Source organism: Lysobacter sp. TAB13, from assembly GCF_052113885.1.
GTDB lineage: Bacteria > Pseudomonadota > Gammaproteobacteria > Xanthomonadales > Xanthomonadaceae > Lysobacter > Lysobacter gummosus.
Genome location: NZ_JBFRDR010000001.1, coordinates 292,213 through 312,533, shown reverse-complemented (window position 1 = coordinate 312,533; position 20,321 = coordinate 292,213). Strand labels below are relative to the sequence as shown.

At 68.8% G+C, this 20,321-nt stretch carries 2 protein-coding genes; both read left to right on the top strand.

The window, feature by feature from the left end:
* The first annotated feature begins 11 nt into the window (after positions 1-11).
* Positions 12-10,784, top strand: a complete 10,773-nt coding sequence (locus AB4Y92_RS01030) for a beta-ketoacyl synthase N-terminal-like domain-containing protein (RefSeq protein ID WP_441817954.1) — start codon at positions 12-14, stop codon at positions 10,782-10,784.
* Complete coding sequence (locus AB4Y92_RS01025; RefSeq protein ID WP_441817953.1) at positions 10,781-20,314, top strand: SDR family NAD(P)-dependent oxidoreductase; 9,534 nt, start codon at positions 10,781-10,783, stop codon at positions 20,312-20,314. The genes AB4Y92_RS01030 and AB4Y92_RS01025 overlap by 4 nt, the downstream gene beginning before the upstream one ends.
* Positions 20,315-20,321: the final 7 nt, after the last annotated feature.

The window sequence follows — 20,321 nt, the reverse complement described above, 5'->3', positions numbered from 1 at the left end:
GGGACGTGGTAATGCGCAAGAACGCATCGGACAAGACTCCAACGGGAAGTCACGTGCCGCCGCATATCTCCGCTTCCGAGCTGGAAGCCGCCCGGCTTCCGGCCGATGCCGAGCGCCTGGCCACCGCGATCGTGGCGGCCCAGGTGCGTGCGCTGTTCGCCGATGCGCAGGGCGAATACGCGCCGGCCGAACGCTTCGCCATGCTGCGCCCCTCGCACCGCCGCTGGCTGGATGCGCAGCTGCTTCATCTGCAAGCGCACAAGCTTGTCGCCGTCAATCCGCTGACGGGGCATTGCCGTTTTCTCACCGACGAAGCCGCCGACGCGCTGTGGCCGCGTTGGGATGCGGCGATGCCGGGCTGGTGCGAGAACGCCAACCATCGCGCCTATCTCGCCCTGATCGAAGCCTGCCTGCGCAGGCTGCCCGAAATCCTGACGGGAGCTCTGCCCGCCACCGATGTGGTGTTCCCCGATTCGTCGATGCATCTGGTCGAGGGCATCTACAAGCACAACCTGATCGCCGATCACTTCAATCGCGTGCTTGGCGACAACCTGCGTGAGGAATTCGCCGCCAGAGCCGCGCGCGGCGAGCGCGGCCTGCGCCTGCTGGAAATCGGTGCCGGCACCGGCGGCACCACCGCGGGACTGCTGCCGATGCTGCGCGGTTTCGGCGACCTGGTCGAAGAGTATTGCTACACCGACCTGTCCAAGGCCTTCCTGCTGCATGCGCAAGAGGCCTACCAACCGGAGTTCCCGGCGCTGCGCACCGCGATCTTCGATGTGGGCAAACCGCTTTCGCTGCAGTCGATCCAGGGCAACCGCTACGACGCGGTGATCGCGACCAACGTGCTGCACGCCACGTCCGACATGCGGCAGACGGTGCGCAACGCCAAGGCGCTGCTCAAGCGCGGCGGCATGCTGTTGGTCAACGAGATCAGCGCGTGGTCGTGGCAGACGCATTTCACCTTCGGCCTGCTCGATGGCTGGTGGCTGTACGAGGACGAGAAGCTGCGCCTGCCAGGTAGCCCGTGCCTGTCCCCGACGCAGTGGGAATCGCTGCTGAAGGCTGAGCGCTTCCTCGATATCCGCTTCCCGGCTCATGCCGATCATGGGCTGGGCCAGTTGGTCCTGACGGCGAGAAGCGACGGCGTGGTTCGCCAGCGACTTGTGCCGCCTGCTGCATCCATGACGGCCGCGCCCGCGAAGCCAGCGCTTTGCAGCGGCGCGCCGGTCGCCGCACCGTCTTCGTCCGCGGCGCTTGAGATGGCCTCCGCGACGACGACGTCGGTGCCCGCGACGGCATCGCTGTCGGCCAGCACTTCTACGCTGGTCGCGACCGACGATGCCGCACTGCGCGCGGCCTGCGCGCTGCTGTTCCGGGAGATGATCGCAGGCGCGCTGCGGATGGAGGTGGGCGAGATCGAAACCCACAAGCCGCTCGAACACTACGGCCTGGACAGCATTCTGGTCGTGCATCTGACCACGCATTTCCGCAAGCTTTTTCCCGGCACGCGCAGCACGCTGTTTTTCGAAGTGCATAGCATCGACGGCCTGGTCGCGCATTTCCTGGAACACGATCGGGCAACCGCCATGCACGCGGTTTTCGCGCACGCAGCGACCGTGCAGGCGGCTGCGGCGCCGGCCTCCGCTACGGCTGCACCTGCATCGACGCACGTGCCGGCCGTGTCGGCGCCCGCCGCGCGCGCGCCGGGCAAAGTGCTGGACCGCTCCGGCCGCCGCCGGCTGGCGCCGCGCAGCGACGCGCCGCCTGCGCCGCCGATAAGCCCCGCAGCGGACGCAACGCCTGCGGTCGACGCATCTGCGCAGCGCGGTGTGCGCTTCGATGTCGCCATCATCGGCGTCAGCGGCCGCTACCCGCAGGCGCCCGATCTCGAATCGTTCTGGGACAACCTGGCGTCCGGGCGCAGCTGCGCGAGCGAAGTCCCCGCCGACCGTTGGCGCTGGCAGGACTACTACGATGCGCAGAAGGGCCAGCCCGGCAAAAGCTGCACCCGCTGGGGCGGTTTCCTCGACGACATCGACAAGTTCGATCCGCTGTTCTTCCGGATCGCGCCGAAGGAAGCGAAGAAGATCGATCCGCAGGAACGCCTGTTCCTGGAAACCAGTTATCACGCGATCGAGGACAGCGGCTACACGCCCGCGACGCTGGCCGCCGGCGGCAAGGTCGGCGTGTTCGTCGGGGCGATGAATTCGCGCTACACCGTGCAGCCGCTGTTCTACTCGATCGCCAACCGGGTCTCGTTCCTGTTCGATTTCTCCGGCCCGTCCTTCGCGGTGGACAGCGCCTGCTCTTCCTCGCTCACGGCGATCCATCTCGCCTTGGACAGCCTGTACAGCGGCATGTGCGAGGCCGCGATCGCCGGCGGCGTCAGTCTGATCGTCGATCCGCAGCACATGCTGGAACTCACCGCTCTGGGGATGCTGTCGGAAGGGGCGCAGTGTCGCTCGTTCGGCCGCAACGCCGACGGCTTCGTCGATGCCGAAGGCGTCGGCGCGGTGGTGCTCAAGCCGCTGGACCATGCCCTGCGCGACGGCGACAACGTCTACGCGGTGATCAAGGGCAGCGCGCTGAACACCGGCGGCCGCACCCACGGCTACACGGTGCCCAATCCAGCCGCGCAGGCGCAGGTGGTGTCGTCCGCGTTGGCCCGCGCCGACATCGATTCGGCCGAGGTGAGCTACATCGAGGCCCACGGCACCGGCACCGCGCTTGGCGATCCGATCGAAGTCGCCGGCCTCACCCGCGCCTTCCGCGCCAGCCGCCGCGCGCCGGCCGATGCCGGCGCGCAGCGCCAGCACTGCGCCATCGGCTCGTTGAAATCCAATATCGGTCACTGTGAGTCGGCCGCCGGCATCGCGGCCCTGACCAAGGTGTTGTTGCAGTTCCGGCATGGGCAACTGGTGCCGACCCTGCATGCGGAGGAAGTCAACGACGAGATCGATTTCTCGACGACGCCGTTCCGCCTGCAGCGCACCCTGGCGCCCTGGCTCCGGCCGGTGCTGGGCGAAACCGCCGCGGCTCGCGAGGTTCCACGCATCGCCGGCATCTCGTCCTTCGGCGCCGGAGGGGCCAACGCGCATGTGGTGTTGCAAGAGCCGCCATCGGCGCCGGTCGACGCCGACGGCCTCCGGCAACGCGACAACGACGGCGCCTGCGTGGTGCCCTTGTCGGCGCGCACGCCCGAGCAGTTGCAGTGGAAAATCGCGCGCCTGCTCGGCTTTCTGCAACGCGACGCCGCCGCCGACGCCCTGCGCGACATCGCCTACACCTTGCAGGTCGGGCGCGAGGCGATGGACGAACGCATCGCCTTCGTCGCAATGTCGTTGGACGACTTGCGCCGTCAGCTGCAGGCGCTGTCGCAGGCCACGCATCCCGGCCCCGGGCCGTACCGGGACGGTGTGCGCAAGCACAAGGAATTCCTCGCTGCCTGCAAAGCCGATCCGGCATTCGCCGAGCGCCGGGACGGCTGGCTGGTCCAGCGGGATCTGGCGCGGATCGCTGAGCACTGGGTCAAGGGTGTCGAGATGGACTGGACGCGGCTGCATGCCGGTGTGCGCGCCAGACGCATCCCGCTGCCGACGTATCCCTTCGCACGTGATCGCCACTGGATCGAACCGCAACGCACGCTGGGCGACGCGCGGACGGTCGCGGCGGCCCATCCGCTGCTGCAGGCAAATACCTCGACCTTGCGCGGCCCGGCCTACAGCATCAGGTTGAAGGGCGATGAGCGCTTCCTGACGCAGGGCGCCGCCGGCCGTCGGCGCTTGCCGGCGCTGCTATGCCTGGAAATGGCGCGTGCGGCGATCGCCGCGGCGTATCCCGACGATGTCGCCGCGCGCGAATTGCGCTTCGAGGACGTCGTTGCCGACGATGCGATCCTCGTCGAGGACGGCTGCGAGCTGCACATCGCGCTGCTGCCCGACACCGACGATGCGCTGGGCTTCGAGATCTACGCGATTCGAGACGGCCTGGAGCGCGTGCATTGCCAGGGCCGTGCGTCGTTCACGGCGCCGGACGCGCAGGGTGGGGCGGATGTGGCGGCCCTGATCGCACGCCTCGCGCACGCCGTCCCGGCCAATGCCGTCCACGACCATGGTCTGCCCGCGCACCGCCTCGCGCGTACGGGCCGCGAGGTGGTGCTCGAGTTAGCCGCCGAAACCGCTGGCGCCGAGCCGTGGACGCTGTCTCCCGATGTGCTCGCATCCGTGCCGCTCGCCGCCGCCTGGCTGTTGGACGAACTCGGGCAGACGCCCGCCGTGCCGTCCGATGTCTCGATGCGCGCGGTGCAGACGGTACGCCTGTGGTCCGGCGGCGAGCGTCCGGCCTATCTCGTCCTCAGCCATCGCGACGACGATTCCGGGCGCTGCGACATCGCGCTGTACGACGCGCACGGCAAGCCCTGCCTGCGTGCGGACGGCCTGCATCTGGAGTGGACGCGCGCGTTCGACGACGTGTCCGCACTGCCGTCGGCCCAGGACAGTGTGATTCAAACCGCCGCGGCTGCGCTTACGGAAACCGCCGCGCCGACGCCGACCTTGTCCGCGACCGGCACGCGCATCGTCTTCCTGCCGCCCGCGGCGTCCCCGGGCGCGCACGCGCGCGCCGGCGCGGTCACGGCTAAGCCCAATGCCATGCGATTGCGCGAGGTCGGCGAGATCGATGCCGTGCCGGCACTGCGGCCCGCCACATCCCGGATCGCGTTGCCATCGCCGGACGCCGATCTTGGTGCGGACCCCGGTGCGGATGCGCCGCCGGCTTGCGTCGAATTGCGCGGGCATGGCAGCGGTGTGTTCTCCATAGTCCTGCTGCAACCCGTGCTGGATCGCGCGGTCATCGCGCAATTGCTGCTGGCGCTCGAACATCTGCGTGAGCGCGAGGACACCCGGCTGGTGATGTTCGTCAGCGCTCAAACCGATCTGCTGCACGGCAGCGCGGATGTGCTCGACGACGCCATCGCGGCCGGGCTGTATCGCGCCGTGGTCGAGTTCCCGCTGCCGACCCTCGCGGTGCTGAGCGGCGGTGCCGACGGCTCCGGCTTCCTGCTTGGCGCGCTCTGCGATTTCATGGTCTGCGGGCGCGAATCGCGCTACGGCTTTTCCGATCCGCAGGGCGGCGCGCAACCCACGGCCGCGGAGGCCGCGCTGCTGGCGGCCCGCTTCGGCGAGGCCTGGGCAGAGGATCTGCTCTGCGTCAGCGGCGCTCTGAGCGGGCGTGAGCTGGCGCAGAAGGGGTGGACGGTTCTTGTCGTCGCGCGCGAGGACACGATGGCCGCGGCGTTGTCGCTTGCGCAGTGCATCGCGATCAAGCCGCGGGAATCGCTGCGCCTGCTGAAGACGCACATGGCCGCCGCGCTGCAGGGCTGCGTATCGCGCCTGGGCCCTGGTGATCGGCCGACCGCGGACGCATCCGATGCGCCAGCTTCCGCGACGTTACCCGTTGCACTGCCGCAGACGCGGCCGGGAATCACGGTCGGCTACCTGTCCGATGCGGCCGTTTCGGTGCGCTTGACCGACAGTGCCGGCGACACCACCGCGGCCACTGTGTTGCGCGATCTGCGCGCGACGCTGGCCGAACTGGCGAAGCACGCCGGCGGCGCTTCGGTCGTGCTGCGCAGCGATCTCGACGGGTTTTTGCCCGCCATCGGCGAGGCCGCCGAAGCGCAGCGGGTCGATTCCGAACTGGCGGCGCTTCAGCAGGTTCTGTGCGAGTACCCGTCGCCGGTCGTCGTCGCCTTCGAAGGTAACGCCGATGGCGCCGGCTGGCTGCTGGGATTGAGCGCGGACGCCTGCGTCCACGCCGAACGCGCGCGCTATTCGACGGATGCGCTGTGGCGTCACCCCTCGCTGCTGCGACGGGCAGCGGTGTTGTTCGCCCATCGCCTGGGCGCCAATCGCGCGAAGCGTTGTCTGTTCGAGCCGGCGGCGGTCGCCGGGGCCGAACTGGCGTCCGCGGCGGCGGTCGTGCGTGGCGATGCGTCCGACGTGCTGGCGCATGCGTGGGCGCTGGCCGCTGCGTTTCCGCTGCGCGCACCCGCGCTGCGTGCGCGCCGCCGCGCCGCCGTTTCGGCCAGGCTTGCAGATACTTTTGCCGTATCCGACGCGGCCACGGACGCCGCCGGCCCGGTCGCGGCGCGGCGGCCCATGCCCGAATTCCCCGCCATCGAGACCGAACTACGCGACAACGGCGTGCTGGTCGTGCGCATGGTCGATCGCGAGGCGAAGAACATGTTCTCGCCCTCACTAGTCCGCGGGCTGGAAGAGGTCTTCGCTCACATCGAAGCCTCGGGCGATTACCGCGCCGTCGTGCTCTGCGGTTACGACACCTATTTCGCTTGCGGCGGCACCCGCGACAGTCTGCTGGCGATCCAGCAGGGCAGCGCCAAGTTCACCGACACGAAGATCTACCAGCTGCCGATGAGTTGCAGCGTGCCGGTCGTCGCCGCCATGCAGGGTCACGCGATCGGCGGCGGCTGGAGCCTGGGCATGTTCGCCGACCTGTGCGTGTTCAGCGCCGAAAGCCGCTACATCAGCCCGTACATGCAATACGGCTTCACGCCGGGCGCGGGATCGACGCTGATCTTCCCGGCCACGCTCGGCTCCGACCTCGCCCGGCAGACCCTGTTCACCGCAGTCGAGCACAGCGGCAGCGAGCTGCGCGCGAAAGGATTGCCGCACGCCTGCGTGCCGCGCGTGGAGGTGCTGCCGCATGCGCTGGCGCTGGCGAACGCGATCGCGGCGCGGGCGCCCGCCGACGTGCGCGCGCTGAAGCGGTATTTCGCCGACCCCGGCCTGGCCGCGATCGAGGACACCTACACGCGCGAACTGGCGATGCACGCGCAAAGTTTCGTCGGCAAGGCGCACGCGCTGCAGGGCGTGATGCAGCATTTCCAGGGCGAAGAAGACGCCTCTCCCGTGTCGGCGACGGCGCAGGCGGCCGCAGCGCCGCAAGAGATCGCGCATGTCCTGAAGGACATGCTCGCGACCGAGCTGCAGATGGATGCGACCCAGATCGACGAGGACACGCAGTTCGTCGACCTCGGCCTGGATTCGATCACCGGGGTGACCTGGGTCCGAAAAATCAACGCCGCTTACGGCACTGGCATCGAGGCGACCAAGGTCTACGCCCATCCGACGCTGCGCCAGTTCTGCGATTTCGTCATTCAGCGCATCGCGCTGCGGGGCGCGGTGGGGACGCAGTTCGCCGCCGATGCCGCCAAGCCGGCGCCCGCCGCCGCGCAACGCGCGTCATCGCCGATTGCATTGCCGATGGCGACCACGACCGTGGCGACCAAGCCCGTCGCGACGGATGCCGCCGCCGCGGAGGCGGATCTCTCCGCCGCGCTCCGGCACACGCTTGCGCAGGAACTGCACATGCCGGAGGAGGAGATCGACGCGCACCGGCAGTTCGTCGACCTCGGCCTGGATTCGATCACCGGGGTGACCTGGGTCCGCAGGATCAACGCCGCCTACGGCACCCGCATCGAAGCGACCAAGGTCTACAGCTATCCGACCCTGGCCGAGTTCGCGCGCTTTCTCGCCGGCCTGCTGCCGGCGCGTGCGATGCAGGCGCAGCCGTCCTGGGCGCCGTCGGAACACGTCAACGACAGGCCGGTCGATGCCAAACCGCTCGCTGAGCGCGCGCGCCCGGCCGCACGATCGGCGCGCACCCTGGCCTCGTGGCGCAACAAGGCCGCGCGCCCGGTCACGGGCACCGGCGCCATCGCCGTCATCGGCATGGCCGGCCAGTTCCCGCGCGCCGGCGACCTCGACGCGTTCTGGCGCAACATCGCCGGCGGCAAGGACTGCATCGATACCGTGCCGCCGCAGCGCTGGGACATCGAACGCTACTTCAGCGAAGACATCTCGATTCCCGGCACCACCAACAGCCGCTGGATGGGCGTGCTGGACGACTGCGGCGCGTTCGATCCGCTGTTCTTCAACATTTCGCCGACCGAAGCCGAGAGCATGGACCCGCAGCAGCGGCTGATGCTGCAGAACTGCTGGCACGCGATCGAGAACGCCGCGATCGACCCGCGCAGCCTGTCGGGCAGCCGCTGCGGCGTGTTCGTCGGTTGCGGCGCGACCGACTACCACCAGCGTTCGCGCGAGCACCAGCTCAGCAGCCAGGGCTTCACCGGCGCTGCGATGTCGATCCTCGCCGCGCGCATCGCCTACTTCCTCAACCTGCAGGGGCCGTGCCTGTCGATCGATACCGCGTGCTCATCCTCGCTGGTCGCGATCGCCAACGCCTGCGACAGTCTGGTCGCGAACAACTGCGACCTCGCGCTCGCCGGCGGCGTGGCGGTGATGGCGGGCCCGACGATGCACGTCAAGACCGGTCAGTCCGGCATGCTGTCCACCGACGGCCGCTGCTTCGCCTTCGATCACCGCGCGAACGGCTTCGTGCCCAGTGAAGGCGTGGGAGCGCTGATGCTCAAGCGCCTCGCCGACGCCGAGCGCGAAGGCGACATCGTCCACGCGGTGATCCGCGGCTGGGGCGTCAACCAGGACGGCAAGACCAACGGCATCACCGCGCCGAACCCGGTGTCGCAGACGCGCCTGATGCGCGCGGTCTACGACCGCTTCGGGATCGATCCGGAAGACATCCAGCTGATCGAAGCGCACGGCACCGGCACCAAGCTGGGCGATCCCATCGAAGTGGAAGGCCTCACCCAGGCCTTCCGCCATTACACCGGTAAAACCGGCTACTGCGCGTTGGGCTCGGTGAAGGGCAACATCGGCCACGCCCTCTACGCCGCCGGCGTCGCCGGCGCGCTCAAGCTGGTGCTGGCGCTGAAGCATCGCCAACTTCCGCCGGCGGCGAGCTTCGAACGCCTCAATCCGCACATCGACCTGTCCGACAGCCCGTTCGTGGTCAACACCGCACTGAAGACGTGGCCCGAGAACGCGAAAGGCGGACGTTCGGCGGTAATCAGCTCCTTCGGCTTCAGCGGCACCAATGCGCATCTGGTGCTGGAAGCGGCGCCGACGCGCGATACGAGCCGCGCCGCTGAGCACGAGGCTGCCTCTGCGCGTGCGGCGCTGATTCCGTTGTCGGCCAAAACCCCCGAGCAGCTGCGGCAGCGCGCGCAGTCGCTGGCGGACGCGCTGGCCGATGGACTCGCCGCGCGCACCGACGGCGACGACGCGCAGGCCGCGCCTTCGCTGCACGACATCGCCTATACGCTGCAGGTGGGCAGAGAAGCGATGGAGGAACGCTGCGCGCTGGTCGCGCATTCGCTGGCCGAACTCGAAGCGCGGCTGCGTGCGTTCGCCGCGGAGCGAACACCCGCGGACATGCACGTCGGCAGCAGCCTGTCGCGGGCCGGCAAACTGGCCTTCATCGGCCAGGACGCCGAGCTGAAGGCGGTGCTGATCGATACCTGCCTGCGCGAAGGAAAACTCGACAAACTCGCCGAGCTGTGGGTCGACGGTGTCGATCTTCCGTGGGCGAAACTCTATCCGGCGCAAGCCGGCCATGGTCCGCGGCGCGTCGAACTGCCGTTGTATCCGTTCGCGCGAGAGCACTACTGGCTGGAAGACGACACCGCGGCGGTGGCGCAGCGCGCCGAAGGCGCGGTGGCGACGATCCACCCACTGCTGCACGTCAACGCGTCGACCCTGCGCCAGCAGCGCTATCGGTCCACGTTCGACGGCAGCGAGAGTTTCCTGCGCGACCACCGAGTGCGTTTGCGCGAGGGACGGGTGGAGCATGTGCTTCCCGGCGTCGCGTATCTGGAAATGGCGGCGGCGGCGATCGCCGATGCGCTGCCGGATGCCTTCGCGGATACGGCGTCCGGGCGCGCTGCATTGTCATCGGGATCGCACGGACGATTAACGCTTCGCGATGTGGTCTGGTGGCGGCCGATCGTGGTCGACGGGCCGATGGCCGTGGAGATCGAACTCGGCGTCGAGGACGACGGCGTGATCGTTTTCGAGATCGCCAGCGGTTCGGGCGACGCTCGTGTCCTCCACTGCCAGGGCGAGGCGCGCTTCGTCGATGCGGCCGGCGAGCGCATGGCGGACGCCGGGCTGCTGGCGTCGGCACAGCGCGGCGAGCGATGGAACGGCGATGAGGTCTACGCCGCTTTCGCCCGGATGGGACTGCATTACGGCCCCGCGCATCGCGGCATCCGCGCGATTTCGCGGGTGGACGGAAAGCTGGTGGCGGACGTCGCGCTACCCGCCGTGGCCGGCGACGCCTACCGCATGCCTCCGGGAATCATGGACTCCGCGTTGCAGGCATGCGTCGGCTTCCTGCCGTCGCTGCAGGCGCTGCCGCAAGCGCCGTCGGTGCCGTTCGCGCTGCGCTCGCTGACGCTGCACGCACCGTGCCCGACGGAAGTAGTCGTCGTGCTGGCACCCGCTGCGGGCGCCATCGACGGCAGCGACGGCCATGCCGCCGTGGAGAGCTGCGATGTCTCCATCTTCGGCACGGACGGCGCGCTTTGCGTCGAGATGCGCGGTTTCGGCTGGCGGGCGGTGGATGGCGCACGGGGTTTCGACGGAGCAGGGATGCTGGATGCGACGGGATTGCCGGATGACGCACGAATGTTTAATGAGGCACGGATGGCGGACGCGACCTTGATGTACGACGAAGCGTCAATGGATGAGGCAGGCATCCACGGAGCGCGCACGCAGCAATCACGCGAGTCGGATGAAGCGCAGATGTTCGACGAAACCTTCTATCGGGAGCTGCTGGAAAGCCTCGCCAGAAAGGACGTGTCCGCCGAAGACGCCGCCGAACTCGGGTTGCCGTCATGAAGGATTCGCTGCTGTCCATCTATCGCGCGGTCGCCGAAGGCCGGCTCGCGCAGGCCGAAGCGCTGGTACGGATCAAGGCCTTGAAACGGCAGATGTCCGACGCCGCGCAGGGCGTCCTGCTCGCGACGCCCGAATGGGGCGCTGCACCGGCGACGTCGGCCCCGGCGCAGCTCGTGGACAAGATATTCGTTTGGGGCCTCGATCCGGCGGTGGCCGCGTCCCTGAAGGCGACGCATGAGCACGCGCGGATCGAAGCGTTCGCGCCCTCGGAGAATGTCACCACCGCCGATGGGATCTTTACCGATGCAGCGCTGCAGGGGCTCGCGGCGATCCAGTCGATGCTGGCGGCGACGCGCAGCGTTCGCGCGCTGGTGATCGTTGCCGATACAGGGATCGCCGATGAGGCGGTCGCTTGCGGCTTCGACGCCATGTTCAGGACGGCGATGGAGGAAACGCCGGCCCTGGTCGCACGCGTGATCAGGGTGCCGGCCGATATCGGCGCCGCCGAACTGCGGCAGCTCGTGCACGAGGAGTCCTGCACCGATGCGCCGCGCGGCGCGGCCGTCCGCCATGTGCGCGACGCCGGCGGCCTGCGCCGCGAAGTCTCGCGATGGCGCGTACTGGGACAGCATCTGCAAGGTCAGGCGCAGTCCGCCGCGCCGGTAGCGTTCAAGGAAGGCGGCTGCTATCTGATCACCGGCGGCGCCGGCGGCATCGGTCTTCAGTTCGCGCGCGAGATCCTCGCGCAGTGTCGCTCCGCGCGCATCGTGCTGGCCGGGCGCTCGACGCTCGCGCCGCAGGCGCGCCGCACGCTGGATGCGCTGGCGACGCCGCTGCACCGGATCGAATACGTCGCGCTCGACGTGGCCGATCGCGGCGCCGTCGACGCCCTCGTGGCCCAACTGCGGGAGCAGGGCCAGCCGCTGCACGGCATCGTGCATTGCGCGGGCATCCTCCGCGACGGTTTCATCCTGCGCAAATCGCCGCAGACGTTCGCCTCGGTGCTGGCGCCGAAGGTCGCCGGGTTGGCGAATCTCGATCTTGCCACGCGCGACCAGCCGCTGGATTTCATCCTGCTGTGCTCGTCCTTCGCGGCCTGCTGGGGCATCGTCGGCCAGGTCGACTACGCCGCGGCGAATGCGTTCATGGACGCGTTCGCCGCGCAGCGCAACCGTCTGGCGGCGCGAGGCGAGCGCCATGGCCGCACGCTGTCGGTGAACTGGCCGCTGTGGCAGGACGGTGGGATGAGCATGGACGCTGCGACCCGCGAGCGACTGCTGGACCACACCGGCATGCGTCCGCTGTCCACCGTCGCCGCGATGCGCGCGATGTACGACGGCCTCGCGCTCGCCTGCGAGCGTGTGCTGGTGATGGAAGGACAATTGCCGGCGATGCGGGCGCTGCTCGAAGCGACGGGTTCCGCGGCCGGGACTGTGCGCGACAGCGCGACCGCCCGCGTCGCCGATGCAACGCCGGTCGGCATGGACGACGCCTTGCGCGAGAAAGCCCTGGACTACCTGTGCCGGCAGTTCTCGCAGGTGCTGAAGATTCCTGCCGCGCGGCTGCGGCCGCAGGCGCCGTTGGAGCAGTACGGAATCGATTCGATCCTGGCGATGAAGCTGGTGACGCACCTGGAAACGATCTTCGGCAGGCTGCCGAAGACGCTGGCGTTCGAATACCAGACCATCGCGCAGCTCAACGACTATTTCTGCACCACGCACACCGATCGCCTGATTTCGATGTTGTCGCCGCGCGCCGTGCCCTTGGACACCGTGACCGTTCCATCCGCGACGACAATAGCTGCAACGGCCGCAGCTGCAACGGTGGCGAGATCGCAGGTGCCCGGCAAGCGCTTCGGCACGGCGCGTCGCACCTCGGACGCCATCGCGCCGCAGCCGCAGGCCGAGGCGCTGCCCGTTGCGTTTGCCACGCGAAGCGACGCCGACATGCGCGGCGCCGACACCGCTGCCGCGACGGAACGCATCGACAAGCCATCCATCGACGGCGAACCGATCCTCAGCCCATCGGCCCATAGCGAAAGCATCGCCATCGTCGGCATCAGCGGCCGTTATCCGGACGCTTGGGATCTGGACGAATACTGGCGCAACCTGTCGCAGGGCGTGGACTGCATCCGCGAAATTCCCGCCGACCGCTGGCGCTGGCAGGACTACTATCGCGACCCCATCGGCGGCGAAGCGCTGGCCGCCGGACAGCACAGCAGCCGCTGGGGCGGATTCATCCAGGGCGCGGACGAATTCGATCCTCGCTTCTTCAGCATCACGCCGCGAGACGCCGAACAGATCGACCCGCAGGAGCGTGTGTTCCTGCAGCACGCGTGGATGGCGATCGAGGACGCGGGCTATACCCGCGCCGCGCTGCAGGCCTGCCGCGGCGGCCAGGTGGGCGTTTACGCCGGTGTGATGTACGGCGAATACAACCGCTCAGGCAGCCTGGCCAGCATCGCCAACCGGGTGTCGTACGCGCTCAACCTGCATGGGCCGAGCATGACGCTCGACACCATGTGCTCCTCGTCGCTGACCGCGATCCATCTGGCCTGCCAGGACCTGAAGCTGGGCCGCACCGACATGGCGCTGGCCGGCGGCGTCAACCTCAGTCTGCATCCGGGCAAGTACGGCATGCTCAGCGCCGGTCAGTTCATTTCCAGCGCGGGCCATTGCCAGAGTTTCGGCGAAGGCGGCGACGGCTATATCCCCGGCGAAGGCGTGGGCGTGGTGGTGCTGAAGCGTCTGTCCGACGCCGAGCGCGACGGCGATGCGATCCATGCGGTGATCCGCGGCAGCGCGCTGAACCACGGCGGCAAGACCAACGGTTACACGGTGCCGAACCCGCGGGCGCAGGCCGCGGTGATCTGCGATGCGCTGAAAGATGCCGGCGTCGATGCGCGCCACATCAGCTACATCGAAGCCCACGGCACCGGCACCAAGCTGGGCGATCCGATCGAGATCGCGGCGCTGGGCAAGGCGTTCGGCGAATACACGCAGGACACCGGGTTCTGCCTGATCGGTTCGGCGAAGTCGAACATCGGTCACTGCGAATCGGCGGCGGGCATCGCCGGGCTGACCAAGGTCATCCTGCAGATGCGTCACCGTCAGATCGCGCCGTCGCTGCATTCGCAGCGGCTCAATCCCAATATCGATTTCGGGACCACGCCGTTCGAGGTCAATCAGAGCCTGCGGCCGTGGAACGCACCGGTGATCGACGGCAGGCAAGCGCCGCTGATCGCGGGTATTTCCTCCTTCGGCGCCGGCGGCGGCAATGCCCATCTGATCGTGGAAGCCCATGTCGGCGCTTCCCGCGCGGCCCGCGACGAACCAGCCGTTTCAACCACGCCCTGCGCGTTGCTGCTGTCGGCGCGCACCTTGCCGCAGCTGCGGCAGAAGGCCGCGGCGCTGAAGGCGTTCGTCGAAGCCGATGCCGGCATCGATCTGCACGGCCTGGCCTACACCCTGCAGGTCGGGCGCGAAGCGATGGAAGAGCGCTTGGCGATGCGCGTGGATTCGCGCGCCGAGCTGATCGACAGGCTCGCGGTGTTCCTCGCCGACGAGAATCCCGAGGACGGCGCGCTCGTCGACGACCTCTACTACGCGCAGTCGCGCCGCCACCGCGAGAGCATCGCGCTGTTCACCGTCGACCGGGACCTGCAGGCCAGCGTCGACGGCTGGTTCGTCGCCGGCAAGGTTTCGCGGCTGCTCGATGTCTGGACCAAGGGCCTCGACCTCGACTGGTCGAAACTGCACGGCGCACCGCTGCCGGGACGGATGCATCTGCCGGTCTATCCGTTCGCGCGTGAGCGTTACCGGCGCGAGGAATCCACCGACGCGCACACCGGCGCGACGACGGCGCAGGCGATTCATTCGCTCGTACACCGCAACGCTTCAAAACCCGGGCAGCAGCGCTATCTCAGCGTCTTGCGCGCGGACGATCCGCGGATCGGGGGAGTGAGGATCGAGGGTCATCCGCGTCTGCCGCAGGGCGTGCAGCTCGAAGCGGCCCGGGCCGCGCTCGCGGACGGATGGGCCGCGCTTGCGCAGGGCGGGGCATGGGCGTTGCGCGACGTGCGTTTCGGTGCCCCGCGTGCGTTGCCGGCGTCGATGGAGGTCGAGATCGCGGTGCTGCCGCCCGGCCAAGGCCAGCGCCCCGCGCTTGACCACGCCGCGTTCGAAGTGTCCGCCGATGGCCATGTGTTCTGCCAGGGCTTCGCCGAAGCCTGCGCGCAAGCGCCCATGATCGACATCGCCGCACTGTCGCGCGGCGCTTCTCCGCTGTTCGCCGACCAGGCCGCGATCCTGCAGGCCGGTCGTGCGATCGGCATCGAAGTCGACGCCCTGTATCAGGTCGCCGCCGCGATCCAGCGCACGCCCGAAGGGCTGTGGCTGACCTTCGCGCCTGCCGATCCGGCGCGCACCGCGTTCGCCGATTGCGCCATCGATCCGGCGATCGTCGAAGCGGCGATGCTCTGCGCGCAATGGCTTCGCCCCGATCGCGATGCACTGCTGCTGCCCGACGGTTTCGCGGGCATGCGCGTCCACCCTACGCGCGGCCAACCGCGCCATGCATGGATCCGCGCGCACGGCGCGCAGGACGATGCGCTGTGCGTCGACATCGCGCTTTGCGCCGACGACGGCGCGGTATGCATCGAGTTCACCGCGCTGACATTGCGGCCTGCGACCGCGATCGCGGTGCAGTTGCTCGCCCCCGCATCGGTGGCCGAAGAGGACGTGCCGACCGCGGCGCCGGCCATCCGCATGCCCGATCGTCTGTTCCGGGGCGGCGTTCCGGCATCGGCCAGCATCGCTCCCGTCGCGATGGCCGCGGAAGCGGCGTCGTTCGCGATGCAGGCACCGCTCGCCAAGCCGGCCATGATTGCGCTGGCCGCGCCCGCACTCGCGTTCGCCGAATCGCAGACCTCATCGCTGGACAAACCTTCGCTGGCGCTGTCGGCGGATGTTCACGCCGACCATAGTCATCGCGATCCCGGATTGCCCGCATCGGTGATGCTGCACGATCGCGGCGACGGCATGTTCGCGCTGCGTCTGCAGGCCCCGGCGGGGCGTCTGGACGCCGCACTCGTCGATGCGCTGCAGCAGGCGCTGGCGCATGCGCGCGCGCTGCCCTCGCTTAAAGCGCTGCTGATCGAAAGCGATGAGCGCGTCTTCCTGCGGGGCGATGATGCCGCGCACGACGACGATGCGATGCAGTCGCTGCTGCGCACGCTGGCCGCATTCCCCGCGCCGACCGTGGCGCTGCTTTCCGGACAGGCGCTAGGGGCGGGCTTCCGGTTCGCCTGCGCCTGCGATGCGGTCGTCGCCGTCGAAGATCAGGACTACGGTTTCGCGACACCCGGAGAGAATCCGGTCGTTGTTCGCGCTCCGGACATGGCGTGGCTTGCCGCGCGCTTCGGCGAACCGCTGGCGTCGCAGCTTGCCGCCAGCGAGCGTCCACTCAGCGGCCGCGAACTGCAGGCGGCCGGCTGGGGCGCCATCGTGGTGTCCCGCGAACGTTTCGCCGATGCCGCCGATGCGTTCCTCGCCCATCTGACCGACAAGTCGGGCGGCGCGCTGCGCCTGCTCAAGGAACATCTCGCCCGCGAGTTCGATGCCGGACTCGCCGCGCAAGCCACGGCTGCGGTGGCTGAAGATGCGGGCGAAACCTTCATCGACGACCTGCTGCGACAACTGCCGCGCGACTGCGGCGATGCCGATGCGAACAGCGCCGAGGTGACGACACAGGCCGCCGCGACGACGACCGAATTGGGCCTGTCCTCGACCGTGGTCCGCGCCAGCGTCGATGCCGACGGCGTGGTACTGGTCCGTCTCGAAGATCGCGACGCGCGCAACATGTTCTCCGATGCGCTGATCGCCGGCCTGCAGGAAGTCTTCGACCGCATCGGCGCTTCGTCCGCATGCAAGGCCGTCGTGCTCACCGGTTACGACACCTACTTTTCCTCCGGCGGCACCCGCGACGGGCTGAAGGCGATCCAGGAAGGCAAGGTCCGCTTCACCGATCTGGATGTCTTCCAGTTGCCGATGCGCTGTCCGCTGCCGGTGATCGCGGCGATGCAAGGCCACGGCATCGGCGCCGGCTGGACGCTCGGCCTGTTCTGCGACAGCGTGCTGTTCAGCGAGGAAAGCCGCTACGTCAGCCCGTACATGAATTTCGGGTTCACGCCCGGCGCGGGCGCGACCGGGATCCTGCCGGCCAGGCTCGGCTACGACCTGGCGCGCGACAGCCTGTTCACCGGCCGCGAGATCGCGGGCGAGGAACTGGCGCGCCGCAATCCGCGGTTGACCGTACTCCCGCGCGACCGCGTCGTGAACGCGGCGATGGCGCTCGCGCGCAGCCTGGCTCGGCACGCGCGCGACGACCTGATGGCCTGGAAGGCGGCGCGCGTTTCGCCGCGCTTCGAGGCGTGGCAGGCGCTGTTCGCGCGCGAAGTGCAGATGCACCAGGCCACCCTGGTGGGGCAGGCCGATGCGCTTGACCGCATCGAACGGCGTTTCGCGCAGACGCAGCGCGCTGCGATGCCGCAGGCGGTCGCCGATATCGCGCCCCGTCGCATATCCCCGGCTGTCGCGAGCGGCGACACCCTGGCGGCGATCCGCGGCCTGCTGGCCGAAGAACTGCGCATCGACGAAAGCGAGATCGATCCGCGCATGCCGTTCGTCGATCTGGGGCTCGACTCGATCTCCAGCGTCGCCTGGATCCGCAGGATCAACGAACGCTTCGGCCTGGCGATCGAAGCGACCCGGGTCTACAGCTATCCGAATCTGCACAAGCTCGCCCAGTACGTTGGAGAGCTGCGATCGGCCGACGCGACCGGCGTCGCGACGACGTCCACGGAAACCGCTGTGGTGCGCGCTGAGGCAGCGCCGGTCGCATCAAGCGGAGCAGGGCAGGCGCGCGTCGATCTGGGAGCGGTGCGCCGCACGCTCATCGATCTGCTGGCGCAGGAACTGCGGGCAGAGTCCGCGAGCATCGATGCGGATCGCGGTTTCGTCGAACTCGGGCTCGACTCGATTTCCGGCGTCACCTGGGTTCGTGCGATCAATTCGGTCTACGGCACCGCCATCGAGGCGACCCGCGTCTACACCTACCCGACGGTCGAACAGTTCGCCCGCTTCGTCCGCGATACGCTCGCGCAGCGCAGTGTGGAGCAGGCGCCCGCAGCGTCCGTCGCGACGGCGCCGGCCGCCGCGCGCGCAGGCATTGCGATGGCGTCGCTGTTCGACTGGCCTGTGCTGACCTCGTGGCGCAAGCCCGGCGATGGCGCGCCCGACGCGCTGCCGCACGCCGCGACCGGCCCGCTGGGCCTGCATGCCACCGAGATCGCGGTCATCGGCATGGCCGGCCGCTTCCCGATGGCGAAGGATCTCGACAGTTTCTGGGACAACATCGCCAGCGGCCGCAACTGCATCAGCGAAATTCCGCTTTCGCGCTGGGATACCGGCACGTACTACGTCGACGGCCAGCCCGGCCTGGGCCAGAGCAATTCGAAGTGGATGGGCGTACTGGAAGGGCACGACCGCTTCGACCCGCTGTTCTTCGGCATGACCCCGGTCGAGGCGGAGACGATGGACCCGCAGCAGCGGATCTTCCTGCAGTCGTGCTGGCACGGCATGGAAAACGCCGGCTACACCGCGGAACGGCTGTCCGGCAGCAAGTGCGGCGTCTTCGTGGGCTGCGCCTACGGCGACTACAACCTGCTGTCGCGCGAACAGCAGATCAATGCGCTCGGCTTCACCGGCGGCGCCACCTCGATCCTCGCCGCGCGCGTGTCGTATTTCATGAATCTGCAGGGGCCGTGCGTGTCCATCGACACGGCGTGCTCGTCGTCGCTGGTCGCGATCTCGACGGCCTGTGACAGCCTGATCACCGGCGCGTCGGACATCGCCTTCGCCGGCGGCGTGTACGTGATGGCCAATGCCGACATGTTCCTGAAGACCTCGCAGGCCGGCATGCTGTCGCCCGACGGCCGCTGCTATACCTTCGACCAGCGCGCGAACGGTTTCGTGCCGGGCGAAGGCGTCGGCGTGGTCATGCTCAAGCGCCTCGCCGACGCCGAACGCGATGGCGACCGCATCCTGGGCGTGGTGCGCGGGTGGGGCGTGAACCAGGATGGCCGGACCAACGGCATCACCGCGCCCAACGCCGAATCGCAACAGAGGCTGATCCGCGATGTCTACCAGCGGTTCGATATCGATCCCGAGCGCATCGAACTGATCGAAGCGCACGGCACGGGCACCAAGCTCGGCGACCCGATCGAGATCGACGGACTGAAGTCCGCCTTCCTGCCGGCGACCGATCGCAGGCAGTACTGCGCGATCGGTTCGGTGAAGACCAACATCGGCCATTGCCTGACCGCTGCCGGCGTGTCCGGCTTCATCAAGCTGCTGCTGTCGCTGCAGCACCGCACGCTCCCGCCCAGCGCGAACTTCGAGACGCCGAACGAACATCTCGATCTCGACGGCAGCCCGTTCTTCGTCAACACGACCGCGCGTGACTGGGTTTCGCCCGCGGGCGTCGCGCGTCACGCCGCGATCAGCTCCTTCGGTTTCAGCGGCACCAATGCCCATCTGGTGCTGGCCGAATATGTGCCGCAGGCCGCTTTGCCGTCCGCGCTCCCGGTCGCTCCGGCGATGCCCGCCGAAGCCGGCTTCGTGGTGCCGCTGTCGGCGCGCACGCCGGAGCACCTGCTGAGGAAGGCGAGGGACCTGCGCGATTTCGTCCTCGCCGATCCCGGACTCGATCTGGCGGCGCTGGCGCGCAGCCTGCAGAGCCACCGCGACGCGATGGACGAGCGGCTGTGTTTCGTCGCGCAGCGCATGGCCGACGTGGTGGACGTGCTGACGGCCTACATCGATGGCGCGGGATCGAACAAGCCGCTGCCGCACGGCGTCTTCGCCGCGCACGTCCGCCAGGGGCGTGAAAGCGTGCGCCTGCTGAGCGAGGACGCCGCGATGGCGACGGTGGTCGTGGACAAGTGCATCGCCGACGGCAATGCCTCGAAGCTCTGCGAACTGTGGGTGAAGGGCCTGGCCCTGGATTGGCGCAGATTGCAGGGCGCGCGTGCATCGGCGGCGATCGCGCTGCCGCCGTATCCGTTCTCCGAGGATGCGTACTGGATCGCGCCCCAGGACACCGTCTACGCCGCGCCGACCCGCCGCAGCGACAAGCCGCGGCACCTGCATCCGTTGTTGCAGGAACAGGTCGCGGATATCCGCGAGCAGGGCTACCGGCAGAGCGTCGCCGGAGCCGATACCGGTGCGGATGCGGCGAAGCGGATCGAGCTGATCCATCTGCCGACCTACGCGTTCGCGCGCATGCACTGCTGGATTCTCTCAGAAGGGGACGTGCGCGCTGCGGTCGGCGGGCCGCCGGCCGCTGCGTCGCCGCTGTTGCCGGGTCGCTTCATGCCGGACCTGGACGCCATCGCCGGACTGCTGGCGGATCTGGAAGAGGACCGGCTCAGCGAAGGCGAGGTGGCGGCGCGGGTGAAGCAACTGGCCTGAAGCAACA